The organism is Rubritalea sp. (assembly GCF_039830215.1).
Taxonomy (GTDB): Bacteria; Verrucomicrobiota; Verrucomicrobiia; order Verrucomicrobiales; family Akkermansiaceae; genus Rubritalea.
The window spans coordinates 1-25,442 of the sequence record NZ_JBDOPO010000099.1 but is presented as its reverse complement, the minus strand read 5'-3'; the positions used below and the strand labels follow the sequence as shown (position 1 = coordinate 25,442).

The following is a 25,442-nucleotide window of genomic DNA, read 5'->3' as shown; positions in this document are numbered from 1 at the left end:
AGGTACAGCTATTCCAGTTGAACACTTCACTCATAGGAAGTGGTTCCAGCTCTATTCTAGGAGATGGGAAGGAGGTTTTATCAGTCGGGAGTTTCTGGTGACATGTGCAGTCACATGGCCCGTCGTGATGGTGGTGTTGTGAGTGCTCAGAAATTTGGTCAGTCAGACCGTCAGAAGCTTTCTCCACATGGGTGTGAATACCAGATTCATGGTCACAGCACGCATCAGCCGACTGGAATGATACCAGAAGAAAAAGGCTGAATATTGCAAGAAATGACCGCATGAATGATTCACAACTAAAGGAGGAATCGGCAGAGATCAAGCTAGAAGTTCTAGCAGTCCGCTAACGAAGAATAGTTATTGATGTTATTTTTGCCGTTGGCAGGAGTGGTTTGATTTTAGCCCCCGCCACGTATTACGAGCTTGCTCTCAATTAATAAAGAAGGACATCCCTAGGAAGTTGTTGTTGAAAGTGCGGTCGAGTTGTCTCCACAGATCATCCTCGGTGAGGGCACCTTCTTCAAGATAGGGAACGGCTGCGTGGCCAGTGATCCAGAGAATTACGTCAGTTTCTTTGCTTTCTTCCAGAACTCGTTTGAGGTTTATCCCCTTACCTTCAAACCTCCAGTGAGGAACGAGCTTTGTCCCATTGAGAATGGATTCGTATTCAGCTAAAAAGACGTGCCACTCTTTAACCATTGAATCTGTCATTTTTATTCCAGTGACAGAATTCTGTTTCGGTGATGGAAGCCATTCTTTACGGTCATCAGTTTCGGCGAGAATAGAGACCCACATTTGTTTGCTGCAACTAACCATGCCAAGCAGGTGTTGCCGAGCTTGCTTGAGTCTTTCAGGTTCGATGACCTTCATTTTTGTGAGGTGAATAGCGGCGAGCAAGTCAGCAACGTCTCCATAGTTTTTACTGGTCGCTCCAGCATTGACGAGCTGGTTGTTAGTCTTCTGGAAAACGTGGTGAGAAACCGCATCGAAGGAGGCTTGGAAGTCGTGAGCTAGGATAAGGTCGGTGGTTCCTAATAACACTTGAGTGTAACCTTTGAGCCAAAGGAGGTCACTTCTATCGAAACCAATAGTAGCATCAGTTTCTGCGAGTTCTTCAAGCTGAGAAAGATTCAAAGCCCCATTGTTTTCCATGTTAAAAACTATCGCGATTGAGCTTTCGTTTGGGGAGTATTCTCCGTCCATGTTGACATCAAATCGAACCTTTATAAGGTTGAGTGGAAGGTGGAAGTCGTCGTCACCAACACTAGCGAGTATTGTTTCGATTTTGTGCAGGTCGAGGTGAAAGTCTTCTAGCAGCTTTCGAATGCTTTTATAGTCCGCCACCTCTGGGCTGGGATTGTGTTGTAGCGGGGCGAGGCTACGAATGCCTGCAGTTGTTGATGAAATTTCAAAACCGTGACGGTAGAGTCCTTGTTGAACTTTTTCCAGACTCAGAGCTAATTGGCTGAGGGATTTTTCAAACCTGTCTTGGTTCGTCTTGGGCTGGGAATGTCCATCAATGATTTGTTTGAACTGGCCAGCTTCGAGATCTGACTGGAGGTTCTTTGCTTCTAGACTAACAAGACTGGTTGCGAGGCATAGTGTGGTCGAAATAATTTTAAACATGGATCTATATTAGCAAAATCTCGTGTGGTTACGAAATTGATTCTACCTATGACTGAATCGTTTGATGCGATAGTTCAGAGGGCTAAGCACAAAAAAGGGGAAGGCCTATCGACCTCCCCCTTTCTAGAATGTGTCTATTCTATGTCAGTTTTAGAATCGCTGCTCACCGTCGACAAATGTCGCAGTGGACTTGAATTCTTTACTGAGAATCGCGATGTCGCCAGTGAAGCCAGCTTCGATTTTACCGTGATTTTCAAGTCCAAGTGACTGAGCTTGGTTCCATGAAGTCGCTTTAACGATTTGGTGGAGTGGTAGGCCCGTGATTTCGGCTACAATTCCAACTCCTTCGTCAAATACGAGAGCTGATCCAGCAAGGGCACCGCCGTGTTTGAGACGAGCGACTTTGTCCTCAACAACTACTTCAAGGCCGCCAACTTTGCATTCACCATTGTTGATCCAAGACCCAGCCATGGAGTCTGTAATCATGATGATTTGTTCGATAGGTTTCACTTTGAATACCATCTTAACAAAGTCAGGTGCGAGGTGGATCCCGTCACAAATGAGTTCAATCTTGATGTCATCGTCGATGAGGCCTGTACCAACCATTCCGATCTCGCGGTGGTGAAGGCCAGTCATAGCATTGCCGTAGTGAGTGAGGTGAGTGAGTCCAGCGTCCTTAGCTGCAAGCATCTCAGCGTATGTTGCCTCAGAGTGTGCGGCTGACGACGAAATACCGAGAGCTTTGGCTCCTGCGATGACTTCGCATGCATTAGGTTGGCAGGGAGCGATAGAGAAAATGAGGGCCGGAGCAATGTCGTGAATTTTTTTAATTTCTTCGAGGTTTGGCTCACGAATGAATGCTGGATTCTGAGCTCCAGCTTTGGAGACATTGATGAACGGACCTTCGACGTGGAGACCAGGAGTCTTAACGAACTCTTGGTTGGCATTGTACTGAGCCACTTTTTCTGCGATCTCGAGGAGCTTTGTCTGTGGCTGTGTGAGCGTTGTTGGAAGCCATGTGGTGACACCTTCGCGAAGCTTAGTCTTGGCAATGTGACGCACAGCTTCGAGGTCGTTGTCGCAAACGTCTTTGCCGTCTGCACCGTGTGCGTGGATGTCGATGAAACCAGGGAAGGCGTACTGTCCTTTAGCATCGAAAGTTGTGTCAGCTGCTGGGACTTCTTCTGCAGCGTTATAGACTGCGGAAATGATACCATCTGTGATTGCGATGGTGCCATTTTGGATTTCTACATCTGGTGAAACGATGTGTGCGTTTGTAACGTTTGTCGTCATACCAATACCGGGTGATTGGTGTTATTGCTGGAGAAGTTCGCTGTTTCTGTAAATGTAGTTATAGCCAGAAATCAGAGTGAGGGCTGTAGCTATCCATAGCGTGGCTGGGATTATAATATGTTCGGGAGTCGCGATCCAAACCAACAGTGAAACAAGCGGGTTTGTCGGATCAAGAGTGGCAAAACTGATATGAGTGAGGCTGCCAATGACAAAGATTAGCTGGAAGGCTGTCTTCCATTTACCTAGGTTGTCAGCTGCGATGACTTTACCTTGTTCGACTGCAACCTGGCGTAGACCAGTGACCATAAATTCTCGCCCTATGATCATGCAAGTAACCCATATAGGACAGTTGATGTTAGGGTGGACTGAAAGGTAAATGAAACCAGCGGCCACAAGGATTTTGTCAGCCAGTGGGTCTAGAAGTTTTCCAAGAGAAGTAACTAGGTTAAGTTTTCGGGCAAGGTAGCCGTCGAGCCAGTCAGAAATAGCTGCGATGACAAAGGTGATAAGGGCTGTGTGGTATGACCACGGTGAGTCAAATGATGCCGCCGCAATAAACAATGCAGTAAGGACCAGACGGAAGACGGTTATGGAATTGGGAATATTCACGGTAGCTGCTGCCACTTTGCATATTGTGTTACTCTGAGCAAGAATGAAACCATTTAGAGCCTCATCTAATATCGTAAAAGAACCTGATCAGTCTAACTCTATTTTAGGGCGCTGAATGAGCACTTTAAATGCCGATCCTGGGCCGTCTGGATGAAGGAGATAAAGGTCTTGAGTCGTACCGCGAGAATGAGGTTCAAGAAATTCTGATTGGGTTGAGAGTGAAACCATCTCAAGCCCGAGCTCTTCACCCCACTCGATTAAGTCGGTGAAGTTTACATCGGCAGTAAGGTCTTGTCGGCCGATATTTTGATAGATTTCAGGTCCAGTAATATTTTGATGGAGAAGAAATGCTCTAATGGTTCCCTGAGGGCGGCGGTGGTAAATTTCTGGATACGTGTCGCCGTAATCGATTGTAATCAACTCTCCTTCACGCCAAGCAGTGATCCACTCTTCGAGCCACTCTCGGTAGGCTTCGTGGATTTCTACCCTGTATTTTTCTGGGTGGCTGGGAATGAGCGAACTCGACTCGGGCAGAGTGTCAAGATCCTGAAAATATTCTTGTTTGCCATCCCAATGCAGTTCTTTCCAATTGTTGCCCTCACGCTGAAGGATACGCACAGGAAAGGCGTCCACTAGTTCGTTAGAGAAAATGATCGCCCTACCATTACAAGCTTTAATGGCTGGCCGAGGAGATGTGTGCCAGCTGACGCGTGATTTTTTTAGTTTAGCCTGTTGGACTTTAGTGAGAGGTTCCGAGGTTTCGACAATGTGGTAATGTAGTTTGAGGCGGTAAAGAAAAGGGAGAGCGTCGATGATAGATTTCGCGAGCGATCCATCGCCAGCCCCAATCTCGATGAGGTGAAAACTGCCAGGATTATTTTTAAGCCATTGAGAAGCTCTGTCGGCTATGGCTATTCCAAGAGTGGGGCTAAGAGTGGCTGTGGTAGAGAAATCACCTTCATGGCCAACTGTACGGATCTTGCGAGCGTAGTAGCCATGATGCGGGTCATGCAGAGCGTACTGCATAAAAGAGTCGAAGCGAGTGTCCAAAAACGTAAGTGGCAAGGAGGTAATCTAGAAGCGGCGGCCTAGGCTGCAACAACTATTTGGCGAGGAGTTCGCAAGCTTTAATATTGAGCTTTCCTGACGCTAAGATGGGGATTTCACTGACGGGGATAATGGTTTTCGGGCACCAGAGTGAGGGGATACCTTTGTCGAGAAGTCGGTAGCGTAGGTCTAGGCATTCTTGCTCTAGCGCGACACAAGCTAGAGTTGAAAGCAGAACTATTGCTTCTCCTTTCTTTTCACATGGAACTCCAACAACTGCAACTTTACGTTCAGTTTCTTCGTCTAGACCTAGAGCGTGGTTGATCGCGGCTTCCACAGTTTCATGCGGAACCATTTCACCGGCAATTTTTGAGAAACGAGAAATGCGGCCTTCAATCGTCAGGAAACCATCGGAGTCGACAAATCCGACATCGCCAGTTTTGAACCACGAGTCGACTAGGACTTCGTCGGATTTCTCTTTATTGTCGAGGTAGCCAGGGAAAATATTAGCTCCTTTGAGCCAGATGATTCCAGAGTGGTTGATTGGTATAGGTTCGTCGTTAGATGGGTCAGTTAGTTTGACTGCAATACCTGGAAGGAAGTGTCCGACAGTGCCAAGTCGAGAGGATGATATAGACGCTAGCCCTGCAACTTCAGAGGGTTCGGGCAGGTTGACGTTCGTTGCAGGTGAGGTCTCGGTGAGGCCATAGCCCTCTTGTGGGGTTATACCGAATTTTTTAGCAAAACTTTCTGAGAGTGATTGGGGGAGCTTTTCCGCGCCTGTGACAACGAGTTTAAGTGATGCAAGCTGCTCAGCTTTGACTCGGCGCATATAACCCCGTAGGAAGGTGGGAGTCGATAGGAGGAGGATTATGTTGTGATGCTCGATGAGGTCGGCAATGCGTTTCGAGTCCAGAGGACTTGGATTGGTGATTAGGTTTAGACCTTCTATCACGGGGAACCAAAGTGTCACGGTGCAGCCGAAACTATGAAATAATGGAAGAGAGCCAAGTATGTTAGAGCTTTCTGGAAGATTGAGGCGTGTTCCAAATTGGCAGACATTAGCCAGTACATTACGGTGGCTGAGCGGTACTCCTTTTGGCTCTCCGGATGAACCAGATGTGAAGAGAAGAATAGCTTCTTTGTCGCCACCGTCATTCGTGATTCCAGCCATTTTAGCGAGGGCTGCAGTGGGGAGTATTTTAGCGAGAATAACCCAACGAGTGATGGTTTTCTTCATCTCTGGCAGTATACGTTCGATGTAGACTAGGTCTCGGTTTGGGGGCCAAGCGAAATCTGGCATTTTGCGGACAAAAGGGTCAGCTGTGATAAATTTATCAAGATCTGCTTGGCGTGTGGCGGACTCAACGGCTGTGCGGCTGGCTGTGAAGTTGAGGTTCACTGGGATTTTCCCTGCAAAGACTACCGCTAGGTTAGCGATCAATCCACCAGGCCCGGGAGGAAGGATGATTCCTACACGCTTTTTATTGGTTTCTTTCTGGATATGTTTTGCGAAAGCTAATGACGCACCGAGAACGATTTCAAAAGATTTTTCTTGGTCGTTAGTACCATCAATGACCCTCGATTTAGAATGTTTTTTTAGGCCTGAAAGTAGGGCGTAACCGAGAGAGCCCTGTAGAAAACTTCTTGAGGAAAATGCCTCTTCGAAGGCTGTGAGTAATTCTTGGCGTAATTGCGCAGGAGAGCATAGCTTAGGATCTAGCAAATGACCAAAGACGAGTACGGCTGAGGGCAGGTTGGAAGAGTGCTCTATGCTCAGTGATAATTCCGCAGGAATATGAACGGCTAGTGGCAGGGTTGCTATATCCAGAGAGCAAAGTGCTCTTAGGGTATCGCCCGTGATATGGATAGAGGTGCCAGATAGGCAAGCTATCTCGCCTGGTAGAAAAATGGCGACTCCGTCGTTGCCAAGATCTGCGGAGAGTTTAGCTCCCACTTGTTTTAGTCCCGTATCAGAAGCTCTAAAGGCAATGGCTTCACGCTTTTTTAAGAAGTTTTCTGTTGCTTTAGATAAAGTAACATTTTCTTCACAGATCCAAATTATTTTGCGGCCATTGAGTTGCTTCTCAAGCTCAAGTATCTCGCTGTGGTCAAGTCTACCAGGCAATATGAGTGCCTGCTCAGTCGGGATACGGTCTAGGTGGATTAGTCGTGGAGGTTTACTCATGGGCTGCTGCTTGAAAACTGTGTTGCCTAATAATTTAGGAGACGCGGACATAATCGTCAGATCTTGCCCCATCCATCAAGGAAATCTTTAACGATGATACCCCTCATTTTATCGATGATTTCTCAACTGCCTTATAAGTGACTGGATGCCGACACCGCTAGAGATTCTGCTTTTGGCACTGTTTTCATAGCAAGTACGGGAATGAAAATAGAAAAGCCCACTGCCTGTGATGAGGTAAGTGGGCTTTTAAAAGGTAGAGAGGTGCTAGTTTATTCGCTTTTCGCAATTTTATCGAGCACGCCATTGATGAAGCGCGAGGATTCATTAGAGCCGAAGCGACGAGAAATTTCGATGCATTCGTTGATCGTAACGGGGGGGGGAATTTCTTCATTAAGAAGGATTTCGTAGGTGCCTAAGCGCAGAATGGCACGGTCTACTGGGTCAATTCGCTCAGGCTTGTAGTTTTCAACGACTGATTCGATAGTTTTATCGAGTTCAGGTTTTTTGTGGAGAATAACCTGCGTAAGTGCATCCACTTCCTTGCGGAAGCTTGCCATTTTTTCTGCGGTGTCGTTGATGTGCTTAATATCGGGGTGATCGGCAAAGTCTGCAGGCTGTTGAACCATGGCAATGCGATCAGAAACTCTTTGCAGACCTGTGATAGCAGAATTAATAGCATCGAGGCGTTTGTTGATGAATGGGAAGTCCTGAAGTTGTAATTCCCAGCGTTCACGAGACTCAGTCAGTTGTGTGTTGAGAGTAAAAATGTCATTGAGTGCTGACTCTAGTTCAGAATCTGGAGTTTCAACACCAGGATTGTAAAGGCGTTGAACGCGATCAATGTTCGCTTGCCATTTACTTTCAAGCTTAAGGATTTCGCTGAATGCTGTTTTGAGTTTCTCAGCACCTGAGTCTGCATTGATAGTAGCTAGAGATTCCTTACTGCGATCGACTAACTTAATGTGGCGGGCTTTACGACCTTGGTTAAGGTGTAAAAGGGCCTTGGCTGAAGCTTTGATCAGCTTGTTACTATCAGCTTCTAGAGCTAGTTCCCAGAATGTGTCAGAGAGATTTTCGGCAATGGCAACGCCTTCTAAATCTGAACAATAAAGGAACTGAATGGCTGATTCTCGTATGGCGCGTCTACTATGCATTACTGGGATAAGATCGTGTTGATTTCTTTTTGTTATCTTGGTGAAGGCCAAGATCGGAGAACAACTCAATCATCGTGTGCGCTGAGCGTGCTGCTTCGCGGCCGCGGTTGAGCTGAGAGCCGATGCATCGTGCGTAGGCTTGCTTTTCGTCATCTACAAGAAGAACTTCATGAATCACTGGGATTTTTGTGTCGCAGGCCAATTGTTGGAGACTTGTTGTGACTGATTCGGCCACTAGATCTCCATGTTGGGTCTTGCCTCGGATGATGAGACCTAGAGCGATGAGTACGACTGGTGCTTCCTCCGCGTGCAGCAGTGCCGCACTGGCAACTGGAATCTCGAAAGCGCCAGGTACTCGGGCCACGCTGATCGTTGCATGTGGGAGTATGCTTTTGAGTTCATCTGTGGCATTCTCAACGAGAGCATCAGTGAAATCAGAATTATAGACGGATGCGACAATGCAGATGTGTGCTTTTTTCTTTGAAACTTGACGGGGGCGAGGTGGAATTGCCGTGGACATGCTCTATTGGGTAGTGATAGCTCTCTCAATTGTCAATCTACCTGTGATAAATTTGAAGAAGGAAAACTAGCGACATATGCATAAAAGTGAGCATTAATTAGCTGGCGAGACACAGAGCTGCTATAGGAATGAGTTCTGTTTGCTACTGGCGGGAGGAAAGGACTTGATTAGTAAGAGAAATATTTATAAGTGCACTGCACGCCTCGCCACCTGACATACATGCTGTGGCAGCTGTCGAGGCTCACTATCAATTATGAAATTAGCGAGCTTATTGACTAATGACCAAGTGATTCTCGATATGAAAGCCGAGGAACACTGGCCTGCAATCGAAGAACTAGTAGCACATCTAGATCGTCATGATTTCCTCAAGGGGGAAAGCAAAGATGATGTACTCGAGGCTCTACGCACACGCGAAGATCAGATTAGTACAGGCATTGGCAGTGGAGTTGCTATCCCACACGCCTTTTCTGAAAAGCTTGACCACGTAGTAGCAATTTTTGGTCGTTCTAAAAATGGAATTGATTTTGAAGCTCTCGATAATGCGCCAGTAAATTTTGTCCTTTTGTTTGTGGTTCCTAAAAAGGAATACCACATGCATCTGCAGACTTTAGCTGCTATTGCTAAGCTATTTAATAACTGTGAAGTCCGTCAGCAATTGGCGAACGGTGAAACGCACGAGGAAATAATTAATATTCTAGGTTCTCGTCCGTCGCGAATCCACAGCGAGCGCTAACAGCATAATACACTACTCACATTCTAGCGATGCCGGACGCTGTCGCTTTCATACTTTTTGTTTATGAACACATTTTTGGAAATATTAGAATCACGCTTGCTAGCGGCATTGACCAGAGCAGGAATCGAACAACCTGCTGGATTTCCTGTCAAAGTTGTGGCAGCCTCTGACGTGCGCCACGGCGACTACCAGGCGAACACAGCTATGGCATTGGCCAAACGTCTAAAAATGAACCCTCGCGAGCTAGCAACTCAGGTCATAGAGGCTCTCGATGTCGATGATATTGCTGAGTTAGAAATTGCTGGCCCGGGATTTATTAATTTCCGTATCAAACCCGCAGCATGGAGTCAAAAAGTTGGCCAGATGATCAACGACTCGCGTCTCGGTGTTGGCGTTGTTGCTGATCCGCAAAACATTGTTGTCGATTTCTCCGCGCCGAACGTAGCCAAACCAATGCACGTTGGGCACATTCGCTCGACTATCATCGGGGATTCACTGTCCCGTATTTCCCGCTTCCTTGGACACAATGTAACCACTGATAACCATATCGGTGACTGGGGGACTCAGTTCGGCATGGTCATCTACGGCTGGAAGAACTTGATCGACATCGCAGCTATCGAAGCTGATCCACTGCAGGAACTTCTTCGCCTCTACCGAGCAGTAAACTTGCTCTGCAAGGAAGATGAACCAATCAAAGATCAGTGCCGTGACGAGTTAGTGAAGCTTCAGAATGGTGATGTTGAGAACTTTGCTATCTGGGAAAAATGCGTCGAGGTTTCTAAGGTAGGGCTCAATAAAATTTACGACCGACTCGATGTCAGTTTCGATCACTGGTTAGGTGAAAGCTTCTATAATAAAGAGTTGGAACCCTTGGTGAAAGCTCTCGAAACAGCAGGACTTGCCCGTGAGAGCGATGGAGCCCTCTGTGTTTTCTCTGGTGAAGAACTTCCACCCAAACAAGATCCTTTCAAGGAAAAGCGTGATGGTGAGTGGTCAGATTTCCCAATGATAGTGCGCAAGGGTGATGGTGCATTCAACTATGCAACGACCGATATAGCGACCGTCGACTATCGACTCAAGCAATGGAATGCAGACAAAATTTGGTATGTTGTGGACGCACGTCAGAGCCTGCATTTCCAGCAACTGTTTGATGTATCAAAGCGTCTGGGCTGCAAAGCTGACCTCGAGCACGTTTCATTCGGAACTATCCTAGGCAAAGACGGCAAACCACTCAAAACGCGTGATGGAGACCTGCCTCAGTTGGCGGATGTGCTCGATGATGCAGTGAAGTCAGCCCGTGCCGTTTTAGAGGAGAAGAGTGGGCATCTCCCCGAACTGGAGAAAGAGGAATTAGCTAAGATGATTGGCCTTGGTTCAGTGAAGTTCACTGAGCTTAGCCACCACCGTTCTTCCGACTACATCTTTGATCTAGAGAAGATGGTTGCTCTTCAGGGGGATACTGCACCATACCTCCAATACAGTTTTGTGAGGGTGTGTGCTATCTTCCGTAAGCTTGATGAGGAGATTAGTTTTGATGCTGATGGTATACAGATCTCTGATGAAGGTGAAATCAACCTTGCTAGAGCACTCACCCAATTTGGCGAAGTTCTTCCTACGGTGCTTGATGGACTCAAACCTAATATCCTGTCTAATTATTTGCTAGATTTAGCAAAAGCCTTCCACAGCTTCTTCGAAGCCTGTCCAGTTCTTAAGAGTGAAGGTGAAGTGCGCAAGTCGCGCTTGGTTCTTTGTGAGCTTACCGGTCGTGTTCTCCAGCAAGGTCTCGGCCTTCTCGGAATCCAAGTGCCTGAGCGCATGTAGGGCACAGAGCTTTACTCATTTTCTGAGCCAGAGGGAAACCTCTGGCTTTTTTATTTGTTAAACGAGGACGACGAAAAGTGATGTTTGAGTTTGTCGATTAGTAGTTGAGCAGTCTCGGGCTGTTGTTTGGCACAGTTTATTGATCCTCTGTCTTTAGCTGAGAAGTCATAGAGTTCGAGGGCTCCGTTCTTATGGGCTATGAGCCTGTGTGTGGCTGATCTAATAGTTGCTGCACGAGCGTTGTAGGATACGGCTAGGTGATCTATTTTATCGGCATTGTTCATAAGTTGAACCATTGATTGGCCATTGATTGAGCTCGGAATTGGAAGATTTGTGAGTTCACAAAGGGTCGGAAAAATGTCGATAGTTTCAACTACCGTATCGATCGATCTCGAAGCAGGTTTATTCGCTGGTGTGGAAATAAGTAGAGGTGCGTGGAGGGATTCTTCAAAGAGACTATGCTTACCCCAGATCGCGTGTTCACCCAGATGCCAACCATGGTCACCCCATAGAACAATGATTGTATTCTTATCGGCTCCAGTCTCCTTTAGAGTCGTCAGGAGCTTACCCACTTGTGCATCTGCATAACTGACACAAGCTGCGTAATGGCGACGTACTTCGGTGGCGAATTCTTGATCTTTGCGCGGATCTTTCCCCCAGTTGTTGTATTTCATGAACTCGCTAGACTCATGCCAAGTCGTGTTGCCGTCTGGCTTGTTAGGGTGTGGGATTGGCGGAAATTTTGTGTCCTTATAGAGTTCTAAGTATTTGGCTGGGGCGCCAAGAGGTAGGTGAGGTCGAATGAAACCTACTGCTAGAAAAAACGGGCTATCGCCTTTTGTTAGTGTTTTTAGCTGTTGCTGAGCGTGGCTAGTGATCAAACCATCTGGGTAGGTCGAGTCGTCTCCTTCGGTCGATTGAAAAACGTCCATGTTACCAGACTTTTCTCGTATTTCACCATTTGCTAGAGCATGCATGGCTCCACGCGGGTGCTTCCAAGCTCCACTAGGCATTTCTGATTTGTCCCAAGATTTGGGCATTTCAACCTCAGATGGATCGTCCCATTCAGCGCCACTCAATCCACCAGGGTAGTGGGATACTTTTCCTATCGAGCAGGTCGTGTAGCCATGTTCTTTGTACCATGCGGGCATACTAGGACTGAGTTTGTTGTTTTTAAGTTTCTTGGCGCGTAACATCAATGCGTTGTTCCTAGCTGGCCCATAGTTACCTGTCAGTAGAGTGTAGCGGGAAGCACCACAAGTGGGAGCTTGGACGTAGTGTTTCTTAAATACTTGGCTTTTTGCTGCTAAACCATCGATGTTAGGTGTGTGGATGTAATCGACTCCATAGCAGCCAAGCTCAGGTCTTAGGTCATCGATACAAATTAATAAAACATTCTTATGCTCACTGCCGGCTAAGAGAACGTTTATAAAGAATAAAACAAAAGTGGCTGGAAGGAATATCTTCATGGAATAGATGGTTCTGGCAGAAAAATTGTGTTTTGTTTTGTTAGTATGGTTATTACTTTTTCAAGGCGACGAGCAGCTTATTCTTTCTACTGAAATATGAGCGTAGATCCAGATCAAAATAATATAAGAGCCTGACGCATTAGAGGCCGTAACATTGGGTTCCCAAAATGCGGAGTTATGCTGATTTTGGTCTTGAGTGTAGCCCGTATCCCCAGTCCTTTTGAGAACTTTATATTGCGCTAGTTCGGGACTCTTTCATCAAACTCAGTGGCGGTCCTAGCAAGCGTAGGATCCCAGTTCTGAATGAACAGAGCCCAGCTATTACTGGTACGCGCTATGGAAAGGTAAAGCTCTTTCATAGAAGTCTTTCGTGGGGATCGTGCTGAGTTGGCAGGCTTTAGCTGCTAGCTCGTCGGCATTGGCTTCAGCTACCTTCTGGCTACGATGAAAAGCACTGAAGAAGAACTCTAACGCCTTGTCAGATTCACATTAGTATTTTCTCATTTGCCGTACTTTACAACTGCGACCAAAAACAGAAATTTTGAATCAGACATCTATGCTGATTGTGACTGAAAAGGAGTGTTTTTCTTGCGAGCCTGTTCTAATTATATTTTGACAATTCTCGCGGATGTACCTGTTTTGATAAATAGGTAGAAATGCTGTCGCAAAAAAACATTAATGAGAAGAGTCCCATTGGTGGTTTTGTAAAACTAGGTGTTGATAAAAAAAGAATTACTGAGTTCCTTCAAATTGCTTGTTCACAATTCTCTGGATTCCTTTTTTGGCAAATTGGCTTTGCGGGTAGATGTCACGTGCCTTGAGGTACCAAGAGAGGGCTGAACCAGTTTGAGGAGCGGCACCACCTTCTTCTAATCTCTTAGCTTTAGTGAGAGCATTCGTGAAGTTGCCTACCTGACCGATCAGCTGCGCCTTAGCGTTGGCTATTTTGGGGTCATCATAGTACTTGTTTTGGGTCTCGAAGATTGCTTCCCAAGCTGCATAGGATTGACCTGCTTCGACCAAACTCTTTGACTTGCCTAGAGCTTTTTCAATCTCTGTGATCGAATCACCAATTTCAGTGAGTTGCTGAAGGCGTGCTTCATCGTTAGTTTGTCCAAAGACCACAACGAATGAAGACTTACGTGGCTCTTCGACAATCGCTCGGTAGTTCTTATCAGCTAGAAGTCGGTCGAACTCTTTGACTGTTTGGATTAGGGTGTCTGCATCTGCTTCACCTCTGGTGAGGCGGAGGTCGAGCTTGTCGTTAAAGTCTTCGATAATAGGGTTCGCTGGCCAATGCTTGATGGCATTTTCGATCGCAACCTTTGCGCGCGGTGTGTCTTTTTCAAATAGCGCAAACTTGGCATCACGTACATAGCCGTCTGAAGCGCGTTTGTGAGCTGCGATATAAGAGTTGGCTTTTGATGGGTTGTAGTCGCGCGCTTGGGTCTTGAGCGAGTCATTGAGGTCGGTGGCTTGAGCTAGCTCTTTGGCTGACAGAGCTTCAACGAGGTCATTGGCATCCTGAACGTATTGCTGCACACGCTCTTTCATACCCATGGAGACAGTCTGGACGCATGGTGTAAACTCGCCAACGAGGAAGGCTTCCACTAAGCGCTCTGATGCAGCATGAATGCGGTTACTGTTGATGTTGTTTTCAAAGGCGCTAATAAGTGTCTGAGATTTGCGGATTGCTTCGTTGGCTGCAGCGTCGAGACCTGCGACAGTAGGGTTGACTCCCATCCCTTCACTGAAAAACTTCTCAGTATCAGACCCTTTTTTGATGCGCATAGCTTGGTCACCATCTTTATAAATGATGTTGTAGAAACGAGCTGACATGACAACGTGTTCGAAGCGTCGTTGGATAAAAAGCTGGATCATCATTGCTTGGTATTGAACCTTGGATTGAGTGAGGCTGATGATTCCTGAGGCTTCGTATTTTTTCTTGATCGCAGTGATTTCAACCAAGCGCTTCTGCATCACCTTGTACTCGGTCGATGTGCTTGCTTTAGAGGTGGTTTTCGTCTTATTTTTTTGAACTGCAGTCGTAACGCCTAGCTCGCGCTTGTTCTCTAGCACATTGAGGTTGTGAACTAGCCTTCTGTGCTCTTTTTCGAGTTTGGCTATGGCTTCTTTCTTGTTGCCGATACCTTTCATAGCAAGTCTACCAGAATAGACTGAATTTGCTAATGAGTCACAGATCCCACCATCGCCTGGATAATCTGAAGCCTCTTCTAAAAGAGTGTAGGCCAATTTGAGGTTGGGGCCACCTGGATTGAGCGGAGAAAGGTAGTCAAGAATCTTCTCGATTTTTTCGCGATATTCCACAGCTGCCTTTGATTCAAATTCCTGAGAGGCAAGGTATGCTTCGAACTGCCCCCCGAGGTTGTTGTCCATCATCGAGTAAGTACGGCCCTGGAATTGAAAGGTTTTCGAGGTTGGGTCAACTACAGGGATTTCCTGTCCATGTGTTGATGGTGCGGTAGATTCGTGACGGTTGATCGTGGTATTACCTGATCCGCCGTTACTGTTGTTACCTGAACCGTTGCTCGTAAAATTGCCAGCACCATTGGGAGGCGTGAGGACCTGTGCTGTAGCCGGTATGAATATGCCCAGATAAAGAGCAAGAGTTGAAAGTGATTTCATGGTTTGAAAAAAGGTGCGTTGGGTTAGCGTGCTGTGTAGCTGGAAGCCACGAGTGAGCCTTCTTTTTTTACATCGACTACGAAGGTATAGTTTTGCTTCGTTTCGAGGTTTGGTCCCTTGACTGAGCTCGGAACCATAATGCCGATGCTCTGTGGCATTTCTTGGGAAATGGCCTGATCACCAGTGTCGACTCTGAGGAAAATAAATTTACCTACATTTGGGTCATGCTGAGCGTTCTCTACGATTTCGCCACTGATGGAGTATTCGTTGCCTCGGAGGCTGTTGCAGCTGTCTACATAGGTTTCTAAAGGGAATTCCTTGGCGCTTGGTGCGTCTGCTCTTTTGAGGCTGACATAGCCGATGCCAATGACGAGGACTGCTGCCACGCTGCCGATAATGACAGGTGCCGGGTTATTTGATTTTTTTCTTCTAGATCTGCGAGCCATGATAGTTGAGGTAGGTATTAAAAACCTTGGGTAAAGAGTTGAGGTGGTTACACACAATATAGCACATTAGTGCTCCCACTGGTGACGACGGATGCCGATATACGATGCAATGATTCCAGAGGCAATTTGAATCCCGAGAATATAGAGGCAAATAGTGCCTGATGATTCGAGAGGTGTCTCAGTGACCGTTTTAACTGCCGCTTGATAGCGGTTGTCCAGTGACTCGATACTACCTCCCCATGCCCAGTATGCTGAGATAAATGGACGAGTGATCATTCCGACTGTTTCGGGTAAGGCGAGCACTGCACCTGAAAGTGGCAACTGGAAGCCAACCAAGTAGATCGAAAGTAATGAGGCTTGCTCGGAAGTTTTCATCAGCGCTGAAATGCCTAAACAGATCGACGTCATTGCGGCATTCACTAGGATGAGGAATGTCATGTGATTGAAGAATCCTCCTGATCCTGCAGCTTCTGGGTATTGCCAAAACTGGTCGACAAAGATAGCCATCCATACTGATTGCACCACGATCATACAGCTAAGGAAGGTGATCTTACTACAGAGGTACGCGAATGGGCTCACACCACCAAATTTCTCTTTCTCAAGAATTTTACGCTCACCAGCGATCTCTCGGGCAGCATTGTTTGATCCCATGAGTGAGAGCAGAACAACTTGGAACATAATGATTCCTGAGACAGCGCCACCGACTTTGGCTCTATTTTCACCAATATTTTGGAGTTCTTTGACCGCGCTCTGGGAAGTCATCTCAATAGCGTCAGGGTACTGGAGTAGTGCTTCATTTCCTTGAGGCCCGAAGAGAGCAACCAAACAGGGAAAACAAAGTAGGATGGCGACTTGGAGAAAAACTTGGCCTCGGTCACGGAAGAAAATCTTGGTACGTCGACTTAGCAATGTTGAGAACTGGCTAAAGAATCCTGGTGTCTGAACTTGTTCAGGTTCTTCCATGACGAGATCATCCTCGTCCTCAGTTTTTTCTTCTTCTTCGTCTTTTTCTGGAGCCGCCTTAATCTTGCTTCTCTTACGCTTGTTGCGGCGAGATTTTTTACCATCTTCTCTATCGAGTTCCTCTTCGAAGGCGTCGAGAAGCTCGGTTGCATCCAGTTGAATGTCTTCTGCTACTGGGTCAGCAATGGCTTTTTCTTCAGTACTTTCAGGTCCAATTTCAGGAGCTTCTTCGGGTATGACTAGCTTGCCTTCCTCGATCAACTTGAGTCGATTCCGAATAATTTTACTGTAAAAAGCAGGAAAGTGCTTCAGCCATGATTTCCGCCACTTCTCGGAGCTTTGTTTTGCGAGGCGTGGGTAGATGGATTCAGTGTCTTCTACTGAAAAATAATGAGTGAGTCCGGCTGGAGGTCCGTGGTAAGCTACGCAACCTTCATGGAGAACTAGGATCGAATCATAGAGTTCTAGGTGGGCTAGTGAATGCGTGACTGAGATGACGATTCTGCCATCGCGTCTGGAGAGCTCGTGGAGGCGGCGCACAATGTCACGCTCAGAGCGTGGGTCGAGACCAGATGTGACCTCGTCACAGAGTAATAACTTAGGGTCTGTCACCAGCTCCATGGCGAGACCAAGCCGACGCTTTTGTCCACCAGAGAGAACCTTTACCTGGCGGTCAGCAATTGCTGTTAGTCCCGTTTCTTCAAGTACACGGTCAATACGTAGATCAAGATCATCGAGGTCACGGGTCTTGACGCGCAAACGGGTCACGGATTCGATTGATTCGTCGACGGTGAGCGCGTCGTAAGCAATCGAAAACTGTGGCACATAACCTAGCTCAGCTGGCTCTAAGTCTCCGTCTTCCTCTAGATCACGTCCCATCCATGAGATAGAACCTTCAGACAAGTGGTTGAGGCCAGCGATGGCGTTGAGTAAGGTGGTTTTACCACACCCAGATGGCCCCACGATTGCCATGAAGTGGCCTGAAGGTACTTTTAGGTTTACACGGTCGACCAAATTGATTGGTTCGCCATCCTTCTCAATTGTGAAACAAAAATCTTTTAATTCTAGCACGATACAGAGGCTATAAGTTGGAATTTGATAATGGTTACACAAACTTAAATATTTGTTTGTGGCGAGAAGAAACCTTGCGCCAATTTTATCAAGCGGTAGTTTCTGGCCTATGTCGCAGCGTCGCCAACGTAGGTCAAAGAGTTTTAAAAAGCAGAAAAAAGGGTTTCCAGTACCTTGGAAATGGGCTCTTGGTGGGCTAATCTTGTTGCTTATAGCCTCGATCGTAGGATACCAAATGGTGATCAAATTCCTGCATAGTGATGGCTTCCGTGAGAAAGTGAGCACAAAGGTGAGTCGTGAGCTAGGCGTCCCAGTTCAGATAGGGGAGCTTAAGTGGAAGGGGCTTCATCTCGACAACGAATCGGTCAGGGCGTCCTCGCAAGGAGCGATTGAAAAAATGGAGGCCAAGGGTATATCCCTCAACGTCGATACCGATTATATCAAACGTGACGTATGGACGATTTCTGATGTTGTGGTTCAGACTGCCACGCTAGAGTTAGACCTCAAAAAAGAATTTACCACAATTGATATACCGAAGTCTAAAGAATCTTGGATTGAGTCAATGTTGCCGGATAAGGCTGAATTGTTAGGAGCTTCTGTCGTAAGGGCTAACGCAAAAATTCTAACCAAGGGTGGGGCCTATGTTGTGGAGGGGACGCAGATTGATTTAGCACAAGAGGATTACGGCTACAAAGCGAAGCTCTCCAGAGGTCATTTAGAGCTACCTTTCCCAATCCTGAATGAAGCTAAACTACAAACTGCATCGCTGCGCCTTATGCCGCAGAGAGTAGTGGTAGGCCAGGCAAGCTTCGATGTTTTTGACAGTGGTAAGCTAGAGCTGGATGGCGAGATCGAGTTAGGGACATCCAGACCTGACTATAGTTTTTTCGGCATCCTTACAGGCCTCAAGTGCGCTGATATTGTTGAGGCGGATTGGAGGCAAAAGCTCAGCGGTGATGTCGAAGCAAAATTCACAGTGAAACCTAAGGGGGGAAATGAGCCGGAGTTCAATGGGAGTATCAAAATCATTGACGGCCAACTGACGGCTCTCCCAGTCTTAGATACTATAGCTGCCTACACTGTGGTTCGTGATTTCAAGCGCTTACGCTTCTCGGAATTTAGTTGCGATTTCTACCGCTACGGAGAATTTCTACGCCTCAGTAATATATACGTTCATTGTGATGGACTCATGCGCATCGAAGGGAAACTTGATATGAATGGGGATCGTTTGACAGGGAGATTCAGCGTTGGGCTTAATGCTGGTACCCTCAGTCACATACCAGGAGCTGAGGAAAAGGTATTTCTCCCTGGAAAAGAAGGCATGCATTGGGCTGTCGTTAATATTGGTGGCACCACTGATGCGATCGAGGAGGACCTCACAGACCGACTCAAAGCTGCGGCTCTAGACAGACTATTTGAAGCCACGGGTGGGCAACAGGTCCTTCGTTTCACAAACCAGGCTGTAGGTTCTTTAGGTGATTTGCCTGAAGCAATGAATGCTACAGGGGTCAAGGATGTCCTTCGTGATAGTAGTGGTAATATTATCAAGGCTGGGCGCGACATGATTGAGGCCGGTAAAAATGGAGATATCACAGACCCAATCATAACGGGTTCTGACATTATTCAAAGTGGACTCGGTGGGCTCTTCGGTGGCGGCAAAAAAGAAGACCCAGACGAAGAAGAGTAAACAGGTGCTTGGTTCTCGCTACCTTTGTTTCTGACTAGAAATCAGTTTCATAGCATATTAGGTTGCATATTGGTTTAAATTGTAGATATTGAGATTCATTATCAATAGCGACCCATCAAAGATGAGCAAAATAAAATCATTCTGTAAGTGGAGCGGCAAAGATATTCTCAAGAATATGGAGCTACTCACACAATTGACGAGCAAGCCTGAGTATGCCTGCCGCAAATGTGCGCGTGTTTCGAACACCAAAAAGTCACTCTGCAAGCCGGTCGGGCTTTTAAAAAAAGAGTACAGTATTTGACCTATTTCAGATTGGCTATAACTTATAGCTGACATCACAACTAAACACACATTTTATGATCCATCAAGAATTACAAGACGCACTCAATAGTCAGATCAATCAAGAACTGACAGCAGCATATAATTATTTGGCAATCTCAGCGTACTTTGAAGAGGACAACCTAGATGGGTTTTCCGCGTGGATGCACCTTCAGCACTTAGAGGAATTGTCTCATGCTCAAAGGCTTCAGACTTACCTCTTAGACAGGGGCGGGCATCTAGAACTTGAGGCTATTGAAAAGCCTCGTTCGAGCTTTTCTGGCCCGTTGGAAGCTTTTGAGTTCTCCCTCGAAACTGAGCAAGAGAATACGAAGTCGATCAACAAGCTTTACGAAATAGCCTTACGCCTCAACGATCATGCAACTAAGAGCCATTTACAATGGTTTTTGGACGAGCAAGTGGAGGAGGAAAAGAGTGTGGAAGAGGTGATCATCACACTACGTCGAATTGGTAGCGACGTGGCTGGTTTACTCTACCTAAATGATAAGCTAGGAGCGAGAAAGCCCGAATCTGAGTAGGCCAAGGCAGCTACGAAAAGAAATTAGCAGGGGAAGGAGTTTACTCCTTCTCCTTTTTTTGGGTTAGAAGATGACTGGGAATTTCTATTTCCACAAACTCATCCCCCTCGTAAACTTTTCTGACTAAGTTGAAGCTCATCAGGAGGAATAGACCAATAAGGAAAAATCCGAGCTCCATAAAGACAGGAGAACTCATGTAACCTGCGATCTTGGCCGCAACTTCACCAGCAAAGCCATCCATCAAGAATGCAGATCCGCCAACCAGACAGAGCACTAGGAAAAAGCCCCCCATGAAGAGGCAACCAATGATGAGTGTCTTTACCCAAGATTTTTCCCACTCAGGCGAGCGTTTTGCAATAGCGAACAGGGCGGCTATCCAAGCAATAAATCCAGCTCCAATTGCTACTCCCCAAGTAATGAGGTTCTTTGTGGTAAAGAGGACTTCTGCCCATTCTGTGGCCACATCTCCAAGGCCGCCAGGCCCAACCACTGAGATGACTTTGATCGCTAGTAGTGCGATCACTAAAATGAGAAAGAGGGCGTAACCACCGATGAAGCAGATGCGGAGCATGAGTGACTGGTGCACTGGCAATTGTATAATTTCAATACTAATTCGTGTCTAAATAGAAACTTAGCGTAGTGTTGTCTTCGCTTGTAGTCTTGTTTGGTATGGCCTAGAACGACGAGTAGGATGGAATTTACTGAAATTGACTGCGAGGACTTTCGCAACTTGCTTATTGAAATTGGCAAACCTGGATGCCGTTCGGAAAGTTTGGTCCCAAGGACTACCCACCACGTGGGATACCCATCATGGATTTGCCGCCATAGTATTTGATATGGTTTAAAGAACGAGGGTTTGCCAAAGGTCGGCTGGGTGAGTTACTTGAGTCAGTATGTGAGCTCAAAGAAGTAGGTGTGGATATGGTCTTTGAGCCTATGCGTATGGCGAATGGTGGTCGAGTCAGCGTTCGACGATACAAACCAAAGACTCACATTTGAAACAGTGAGGTAGAATTTTTTTGAATTCCCACCTCATGGGCTTGACCCAGAAGAGAGTTAGTCGTAGGGATGGGCATGGAACCAATTTACGAAGGCAAAGCAAAACGACTCTACACGACTGATGATCCGAATGTCCTTCGCATGGAGTACAAGGACGAGGCCACAGCATTCAACGCTGAGAAGAAAGCAGAATTCGAAAATAAGGGCCGTCTCAACACAGCGATTACACTTGCAATCTATCGCATGCTCGAAGCTAAGGGTGTTGAAACACACCTACTAGAGTCGATCGATGACATCAATCTCCTTGTTAAGAATGTAGACATCCTTATGGTCGAAGTCATCGTGCGTAATGTTGCTGCGGGTTCTTTCTGCAAGCGTGTTGGTGTGAAAGAGGGCACCGCATTCAAGCAGCCAATCGTAGAATTTTCGTATAAGAGTGACGAGCTCGGGGATCCACTCATTAACGATGACTACGCTCGTGAAATGGGCTTAGCTACTCTTGAAGAGTGCGCCGAACTTAAAGCGAAAGCACTCATTATCAACGATGTGATGATTGAATTTTTCCAGCACGCGGGACTCAAGCTCGTTGATTTCAAAATCGAGTTTGGTCGCACAAATGATTCTGAAGCTAAGATCGTTCTTGCTGACGAAATTAGCCCTGACACATGCCGCCTTTGGGACCTAGAAACTGGTAAGAAGTTGGACAAAGATCGTTTCCGCCAAGACCTCGGTGGAGTCATGGAAGCATACGAAGAAGTGCTAAAGCGCGTTGAGGAAGCAGTAAAGTAAGCCAATCAAATTTTCCAAAGCCTCGTGAAGCCTTACTTTTCGAGGCTTTTTTTGTCGCTATGAATTCGATTGAGAATCCCCGTATAATCTAAAGTTTCAAAAGAGCTATTGAGCTACCTCTTAGAATTCCAATTCCTAGCTAGCTTAACTGTCCAAGGTTGATCGCTTCTCAACGCTAAGCTAAAGTAGCTTTTTCTGGCTACAGAGAGTAAGCAGCAAATATGCGTGGCCTGTTCCAGTGGCCTAAGACAGCATTCAGCAATGGAATAGCTGTGACCATGAATAGAGCTAGGAATTTATTGCTTCTCAATTGCAGCAGCCATTCAGATTGGCAAAGTTGCTGGAGTTGGATCACCAAGCAAAAGGTGGCAGCGAGTATGCCTAAGCTTACAGTTCTCAGCTGGGGCTGAACCCATCTCACCAAGTAGTAAATTAGGCTAGCCTACAGCACGTCACCAACGTGGGTGACGATGAAATGGTTCTTATCTAGGCCAATTGACCGGCTGGTCAGTCCTGCAATGAGTGCGGCCACAGACGCTAGGAGATAGCACATTCTTGACCGACTCATTCAACTAGGATCAGATAAATGGATTGTGTTCTTTTTCGTACCCAATAGTGGTTTGGCCGCCGTGGCCTGAGCACACAACTGTCGCATCAGGGAGTGTGAAAAGTTTAGTGCGTATGCCCTCTAATAATTGGTCATGGGAACCGCCGGGAAGGTCAGTCCTGCCGATAGATCCTTCCATAAGTGTGTCACCAGCGAACACAGCACCGAGAGTTGGGAAATAGAAGGTGACTGAATCTGGTGAATGACCAGGGACATGTGCAATCTCGAATTCGAGTCCATCAATCGCATGGCTTGTTTTCCCATCGAGTAAAACGTTCGGAGAGAATGGCGAGATCTGAACTGGAAGGCCCCAGTTTTCTCTTGCTTCTTTTTGGCGAATCAAGGTCTCTGAGTACGGTGAGTGCATCATAACTTCGATACCCATTGCTTGAAGAGCTTCGACATCTTCAGTGTGATCGAAGTGCTGATGCGTTAGTAAGAGGTGGGTCGGTTTGAGTTCTTCTTGCTTGATTACTTCATGAATCAAAGCTGGAGCATCGACTACAATACATGCACCCTCGTGCTCAATGATGTAGCCATTAGTGAATACATGCCCCCCTGTGTAACTGTGAATTTTTTGACTAATCATGTGCTTGTATTTATCTATAGAAATTTATGAGTAAAGCTACAAAAGTCATATCTTAACTAAGGTACACTAGCCATGCGTGTAAAGTTAAGCGTAAGAATCAAAAATAAGTCACATAAGCCATTGACTTGACGAGCCTGGAGGTATGCTACGATGTGTTAATTCCTTACTTCCCTAAGACTCGTCGCTTACTTGTGTCGATCTCGATCAACATGCCAAGCAGACTGCTTACATTCGCAGAAATTCTTGCATGGTTCCCGCCTCTGGCATCGACTTTACCCCGATGAAACCGGATAGCCGCAGCAAAGGATCTTTCAACCAGACCGCCAGCCATATCAAGGATTTTGAGGAATCTTCCCACATTCGGCAATCCGTGTTCCAGCGCATTCTTGCATGCTTAGAAAGGACGCGCTAGAGGTGCGTGATATGGTTTAGTTCCCTCGGAGATCTTCAGCTCGATCAGCGAGAAATCGGCTTTTGGGTTCACCCGTTTTCCTGCCAATGTCACCGTTACGACACCTGCAACCCCTTTGGAGAAGCTTCTGCGCAGAAGGAATAATAACCGCCTAGATCTCAGTGTGAAAGTCGCCAAAACAGCAAAGCCTTACCCAGCCAGCTCCCCCCTGCGCGATGGAGGCTACATCCTACTCACGAATTTGGACGAGAGTGACAGCTCCACAGACCTATTCGAAGTATACCGACTTCGCTGGAACGTCAGCTAGAATTTCAGGGATCTTTCCTCTTTACGGAGGTTGAGCTTTAGTTAGTGTGATCTCGCCTCAACGTTTGTTGGGGGAATGTGTATGGGAGATTTGTACAAAACGAAGAAAATAGATACCTTACAGAGTGTGGAACTCGGTGATGGTGTCGAAATTCTGTTACGCGTTGCAGGCCCATTCGTACGTGCAATGGCACTGATTATCGATTACCTCATCATTATTGGTATAATGATTGTGTTAGGAATCGTCACTAGCTTTATATCGCTAGGCACCAATGAGAATATAGCCAATGGAATCATGCTGATTTCGTTGTTTCTTTTGTCCTGGGGATATTTCTCTTTTTTCGAAGCCGGCCGACGCTCTGCCACACCAGGCAAGCGTTCGATGGGGGTCAGGGTGATTGACCGATCAGGTAATGCACCTACCAGAGGACAAGTATTTATACGGAATATTCTGCGGTTCGTCGACATGCTACCAGGATTACCAACTGGTGGTGCTGGAATATTCATTGGAGGCTACGGAGTGGGTTTGACGACTTGTTTTCTCTCCAAAAAGTTTCAACGCGTCGGTGATCTCGTCGCAAACACAGTGGTTGTGTACGATAAGCCAATCGATCATATGAAAGCTTCTATTCCTCCTGCGCTAAAGAAGGTGGCTCCTCCTGTCGCCCTAACGCGCGAAGAACAAGCTGCTATTGTTTCGTTCCGTGAGCGTGCCGGATTATGGTCTGAGGCTAGACGTGTGGAGTTAGCTGATCATGCCGCTGCTCTCACTAACCTGCAGGGAACGCAGGGGAAAACCCGCTTGTTAGAAGTGGCCCATTGGCTCACTGAAGGGAAATAGACTGGGATGAACGCAAATCAATTTGAGGCCAAGAATGCCGATAAATGGCGTCGCTACGATGCTAGCATGCAGGCTTTAGAAAAGGGTAAAGCTGACTACCAAACAGACGTGGCTGAAATTCCTAAAATGGTACGTGAGCGCTGCGTGGAACTCTCGATAGCTCGGCACCGAATGTATGGTGAGTCGATGTGTGAGTACCTCAACCAGCAGGTGATTCGTGGCCACAAGATGGTGGCGCGCAGTTCCTCAAGTTTTGTTGAGACTGTCATACTTTTTCTTGCTGTCGGATTCCCACAGGCGATTCGACGAGAGTGGAAATTATTTGTACTTTGCTGGGCTTTCTTTTTGATCCCCGCAATTGGTATGTGGGTTTCGATCTACTACGATTTGGACTGGGTACGTAGCATTCTAGGTAGTGAGGGGATGGCGGGAATGGATGAAATGTACGGCAAGGGAGAAAATTCTACCGTGTCAGATTTTCGTGGAGAAACTGGCGCTGACTTCATGATGTTTGGGCATTACATTCATAACAATATTGGCATCGACTTTCAAATTATTGCTGGTGGTGCCCTCGCTGGTGTGGGCAGCCTATTTATTCTTTTGATGAATGGTCTCGGGATAGGTGGATCGATGGCTTATGTGATCGAGTATGGTGACCCGGTAAAGTTTTTCACCTTCGTTTCTGGTCATGCTTCATACGAACTTACCGGAATGGTTGTTGCTGGAATGGCCGGAATGCGTATTGGGTTAGGAATTCTTAATCCAGGTA

General features: G+C 46.6%; 22 protein-coding genes and 1 pseudogene. 9 read left to right on the top strand and 14 right to left on the bottom strand.

Annotated features, from left to right (window positions below):
• From ABGY95_RS03330 to ribH, 8 genes and pseudogenes are all read right to left on the bottom strand, one after another.
• Window positions 1-283, bottom strand: a pseudogene (locus ABGY95_RS03330) (hypothetical protein); the annotation flags it as partial.
• A gap of 146 nt (window positions 284-429) precedes the next feature.
• Window positions 430-1,626 carry a hypothetical protein gene (locus ABGY95_RS03325; protein WP_347440280.1) on the bottom strand — a complete coding sequence of 399 codons (1,197 nt, stop codon included), beginning with the start codon at window positions 1,624-1,626 and terminating at the stop codon, window positions 430-432.
• A gap of 150 nt (window positions 1,627-1,776) precedes the next feature.
• The gene (gene nagA, locus ABGY95_RS03320; protein WP_347440279.1) at window positions 1,777-2,919 is read right to left on the bottom strand and encodes an N-acetylglucosamine-6-phosphate deacetylase; all 1,143 of its coding nucleotides are present in this window, start codon (window positions 2,917-2,919) and stop codon (window positions 1,777-1,779) included.
• A 21-nt stretch (window positions 2,920-2,940) separates the two neighbouring features.
• The gene (gene pgsA / locus ABGY95_RS03315) at window positions 2,941-3,543 is read right to left on the bottom strand and encodes a CDP-diacylglycerol--glycerol-3-phosphate 3-phosphatidyltransferase (RefSeq protein WP_347440278.1); all 603 of its coding nucleotides are present in this window, start codon (window positions 3,541-3,543) and stop codon (window positions 2,941-2,943) included.
• 72 nt (window positions 3,544-3,615) lie between these two features.
• On the bottom strand, window positions 3,616-4,554 hold the full coding sequence (locus ABGY95_RS03310) for an SAM-dependent methyltransferase (protein ID WP_347440276.1): 939 nt from the start codon (window positions 4,552-4,554) through the stop codon (window positions 3,616-3,618).
• Window positions 4,555-4,630: 76 nt separating this feature from the next.
• Window positions 4,631-6,763, bottom strand: a complete 2,133-nt coding sequence (locus tag ABGY95_RS03305) for an AMP-binding protein (protein WP_347440275.1) — start codon at window positions 6,761-6,763, stop codon at window positions 4,631-4,633.
• 269 nt (window positions 6,764-7,032) lie between these two features.
• On the bottom strand, window positions 7,033-7,917 hold the full coding sequence (gene nusB / locus ABGY95_RS03300; RefSeq protein WP_347440274.1) for a transcription antitermination factor NusB: 885 nt from the start codon (window positions 7,915-7,917) through the stop codon (window positions 7,033-7,035).
• On the bottom strand, window positions 7,910-8,437 hold the full coding sequence (gene ribH / locus ABGY95_RS03295; protein ID WP_347440273.1) for a 6,7-dimethyl-8-ribityllumazine synthase: 528 nt from the start codon (window positions 8,435-8,437) through the stop codon (window positions 7,910-7,912). The genes nusB and ribH overlap by 8 nt, the downstream gene beginning before the upstream one ends.
• Before the next feature lie 253 nt (window positions 8,438-8,690).
• Here ribH and ABGY95_RS03290 point away from each other — a divergent pair, with 253 nt between their 5' ends.
• Together ABGY95_RS03290 and argS are read left to right on the top strand one after the other, a co-directional pair.
• Window positions 8,691-9,170, top strand: coding sequence for a PTS sugar transporter subunit IIA (locus ABGY95_RS03290; RefSeq protein ID WP_347440272.1), 480 nt, complete (start codon window positions 8,691-8,693; stop codon window positions 9,168-9,170).
• Between the two features lie 63 nt (window positions 9,171-9,233).
• Entirely contained in the window at window positions 9,234-10,991 is a 1,758-nt protein-coding gene (argS, locus tag ABGY95_RS03285) for an arginine--tRNA ligase (protein WP_347440271.1), read from the top strand.
• 50 nt (window positions 10,992-11,041) lie between these two features.
• On the opposite strand, the gene ABGY95_RS03280 is transcribed toward argS, so the two are convergent.
• From ABGY95_RS03280 to ABGY95_RS03265, 4 genes are all read right to left on the bottom strand, one after another.
• Complete coding sequence (locus tag ABGY95_RS03280; RefSeq protein ID WP_347440270.1) at window positions 11,042-12,460, bottom strand: sulfatase; 1,419 nt, start codon at window positions 12,458-12,460, stop codon at window positions 11,042-11,044.
• Between the two features lie 732 nt (window positions 12,461-13,192).
• The gene (locus ABGY95_RS03275; protein ID WP_347440269.1) at window positions 13,193-15,106 is read right to left on the bottom strand and encodes a hypothetical protein; all 1,914 of its coding nucleotides are present in this window, start codon (window positions 15,104-15,106) and stop codon (window positions 13,193-13,195) included.
• 23 nt (window positions 15,107-15,129) lie between these two features.
• Window positions 15,130-15,552, bottom strand: a complete 423-nt coding sequence (locus tag ABGY95_RS03270; protein WP_347440268.1) for a hypothetical protein — start codon at window positions 15,550-15,552, stop codon at window positions 15,130-15,132.
• 66 nt (window positions 15,553-15,618) lie between these two features.
• Window positions 15,619-17,586: an ATP-binding cassette domain-containing protein gene (locus tag ABGY95_RS03265; protein WP_347440267.1), complete on the bottom strand. Its 1,968-nt coding sequence runs from the start codon at window positions 17,584-17,586 to the stop codon at window positions 15,619-15,621.
• Between the two features lie 109 nt (window positions 17,587-17,695).
• On the opposite strand from ABGY95_RS03265, the gene ABGY95_RS03260 reads away from it, so the two are divergent.
• From ABGY95_RS03260 to ABGY95_RS03250, 3 genes are all read left to right on the top strand, one after another.
• The gene (locus ABGY95_RS03260) at window positions 17,696-19,273 is read left to right on the top strand and encodes a hypothetical protein (RefSeq protein ID WP_347440266.1); all 1,578 of its coding nucleotides are present in this window, start codon (window positions 17,696-17,698) and stop codon (window positions 19,271-19,273) included.
• A 121-nt stretch (window positions 19,274-19,394) separates the two neighbouring features.
• Entirely contained in the window at window positions 19,395-19,574 is a 180-nt protein-coding gene (locus ABGY95_RS03255; protein WP_347440265.1) for a hypothetical protein, read from the top strand.
• Between the two features lie 55 nt (window positions 19,575-19,629).
• Window positions 19,630-20,130, top strand: a complete 501-nt coding sequence (locus ABGY95_RS03250) for a ferritin (protein WP_347440264.1) — start codon at window positions 19,630-19,632, stop codon at window positions 20,128-20,130.
• 40 nt (window positions 20,131-20,170) lie between these two features.
• On the opposite strand, the gene ABGY95_RS03245 is transcribed toward ABGY95_RS03250, so the two are convergent.
• The gene (locus tag ABGY95_RS03245) at window positions 20,171-20,701 is read right to left on the bottom strand and encodes a hypothetical protein (protein ID WP_347440263.1); all 531 of its coding nucleotides are present in this window, start codon (window positions 20,699-20,701) and stop codon (window positions 20,171-20,173) included.
• A 503-nt stretch (window positions 20,702-21,204) separates the two neighbouring features.
• Here ABGY95_RS03245 and purC point away from each other — a divergent pair.
• Window positions 21,205-21,918 carry a phosphoribosylaminoimidazolesuccinocarboxamide synthase gene (purC, locus tag ABGY95_RS03240; RefSeq protein WP_347440262.1) on the top strand — a complete coding sequence of 238 codons (714 nt, stop codon included), beginning with the start codon at window positions 21,205-21,207 and terminating at the stop codon, window positions 21,916-21,918.
• Between the two features lie 578 nt (window positions 21,919-22,496).
• Here the strand turns inward: purC and ABGY95_RS03235 are convergent.
• The gene (locus ABGY95_RS03235; RefSeq protein WP_347440261.1) at window positions 22,497-23,114 is read right to left on the bottom strand and encodes an MBL fold metallo-hydrolase; all 618 of its coding nucleotides are present in this window, start codon (window positions 23,112-23,114) and stop codon (window positions 22,497-22,499) included.
• Window positions 23,115-23,689: 575 nt separating this feature from the next.
• Between ABGY95_RS03235 and ABGY95_RS03230 the strand changes: the two genes are divergently transcribed.
• The 3 genes from ABGY95_RS03230 to ABGY95_RS03220 form a co-directional block, all read left to right on the top strand.
• Window positions 23,690-23,833, top strand: a complete 144-nt coding sequence (locus tag ABGY95_RS03230; protein WP_347440260.1) for a hypothetical protein — start codon at window positions 23,690-23,692, stop codon at window positions 23,831-23,833.
• An 81-nt stretch (window positions 23,834-23,914) separates the two neighbouring features.
• Entirely contained in the window at window positions 23,915-24,673 is a 759-nt protein-coding gene (locus ABGY95_RS03225) for an RDD family protein (RefSeq protein ID WP_347440258.1), read from the top strand.
• 6 nt (window positions 24,674-24,679) lie between these two features.
• A partial coding sequence (locus ABGY95_RS03220) for a stage II sporulation protein M (RefSeq protein ID WP_347440257.1) occupies window positions 24,680-25,442 on the top strand: 763 nt, incomplete at its 3' end.

Bases quoted from the DNA above. Each gene is read 5' to 3' on its own strand.
- nagA (WP_347440279.1), bottom strand. From the start codon at position 2,919: ATGACGACAAACGTTACAAACGCACACATCGTTTCACCAGATGTAGAA.
- nusB (WP_347440274.1), bottom strand. From the start codon at position 7,917: ATGCATAGTAGACGCGCCATACGAGAATCAGCCATTCAGTTCCTTTAT.
- argS (WP_347440271.1), top strand. From the start codon at position 9,234: ATGAACACATTTTTGGAAATATTAGAATCACGCTTGCTAGCGGCATTG.
- ABGY95_RS03290 (WP_347440272.1), top strand. From the start codon at position 8,691: ATGAAATTAGCGAGCTTATTGACTAATGACCAAGTGATTCTCGATATG.
- ABGY95_RS03235 (WP_347440261.1), bottom strand. From the start codon at position 23,114: ATGATTAGTCAAAAAATTCACAGTTACACAGGGGGGCATGTATTCACT.
- ABGY95_RS03255 (WP_347440265.1), top strand. From the start codon at position 19,395: ATGAGCAAAATAAAATCATTCTGTAAGTGGAGCGGCAAAGATATTCTC.
- ABGY95_RS03225 (WP_347440258.1), top strand. From the start codon at position 23,915: ATGGGAGATTTGTACAAAACGAAGAAAATAGATACCTTACAGAGTGTG.
- ribH (WP_347440273.1), bottom strand. From the start codon at position 8,437: ATGTCCACGGCAATTCCACCTCGCCCCCGTCAAGTTTCAAAGAAAAAA.
- ABGY95_RS03275 (WP_347440269.1), bottom strand. From the start codon at position 15,106: ATGAAATCACTTTCAACTCTTGCTCTTTATCTGGGCATATTCATACCG.
- purC (WP_347440262.1), top strand. From the start codon at position 21,205: ATGGAACCAATTTACGAAGGCAAAGCAAAACGACTCTACACGACTGAT.
- ABGY95_RS03250 (WP_347440264.1), top strand. From the start codon at position 19,630: ATGATCCATCAAGAATTACAAGACGCACTCAATAGTCAGATCAATCAA.
- ABGY95_RS03310 (WP_347440276.1), bottom strand. From the start codon at position 4,554: ATGCAGTACGCTCTGCATGACCCGCATCATGGCTACTACGCTCGCAAG.
- ABGY95_RS03325 (WP_347440280.1), bottom strand. From the start codon at position 1,626: ATGTTTAAAATTATTTCGACCACACTATGCCTCGCAACCAGTCTTGTT.
- ABGY95_RS03245 (WP_347440263.1), bottom strand. From the start codon at position 20,701: ATGCTCCGCATCTGCTTCATCGGTGGTTACGCCCTCTTTCTCATTTTA.
- ABGY95_RS03305 (WP_347440275.1), bottom strand. From the start codon at position 6,763: ATGAGTAAACCTCCACGACTAATCCACCTAGACCGTATCCCGACTGAG.
- ABGY95_RS03260 (WP_347440266.1), top strand. From the start codon at position 17,696: ATGTCGCAGCGTCGCCAACGTAGGTCAAAGAGTTTTAAAAAGCAGAAA.
- ABGY95_RS03280 (WP_347440270.1), bottom strand. From the start codon at position 12,460: ATGAAGATATTCCTTCCAGCCACTTTTGTTTTATTCTTTATAAACGTT.
- ABGY95_RS03270 (WP_347440268.1), bottom strand. From the start codon at position 15,552: ATGGCTCGCAGATCTAGAAGAAAAAAATCAAATAACCCGGCACCTGTC.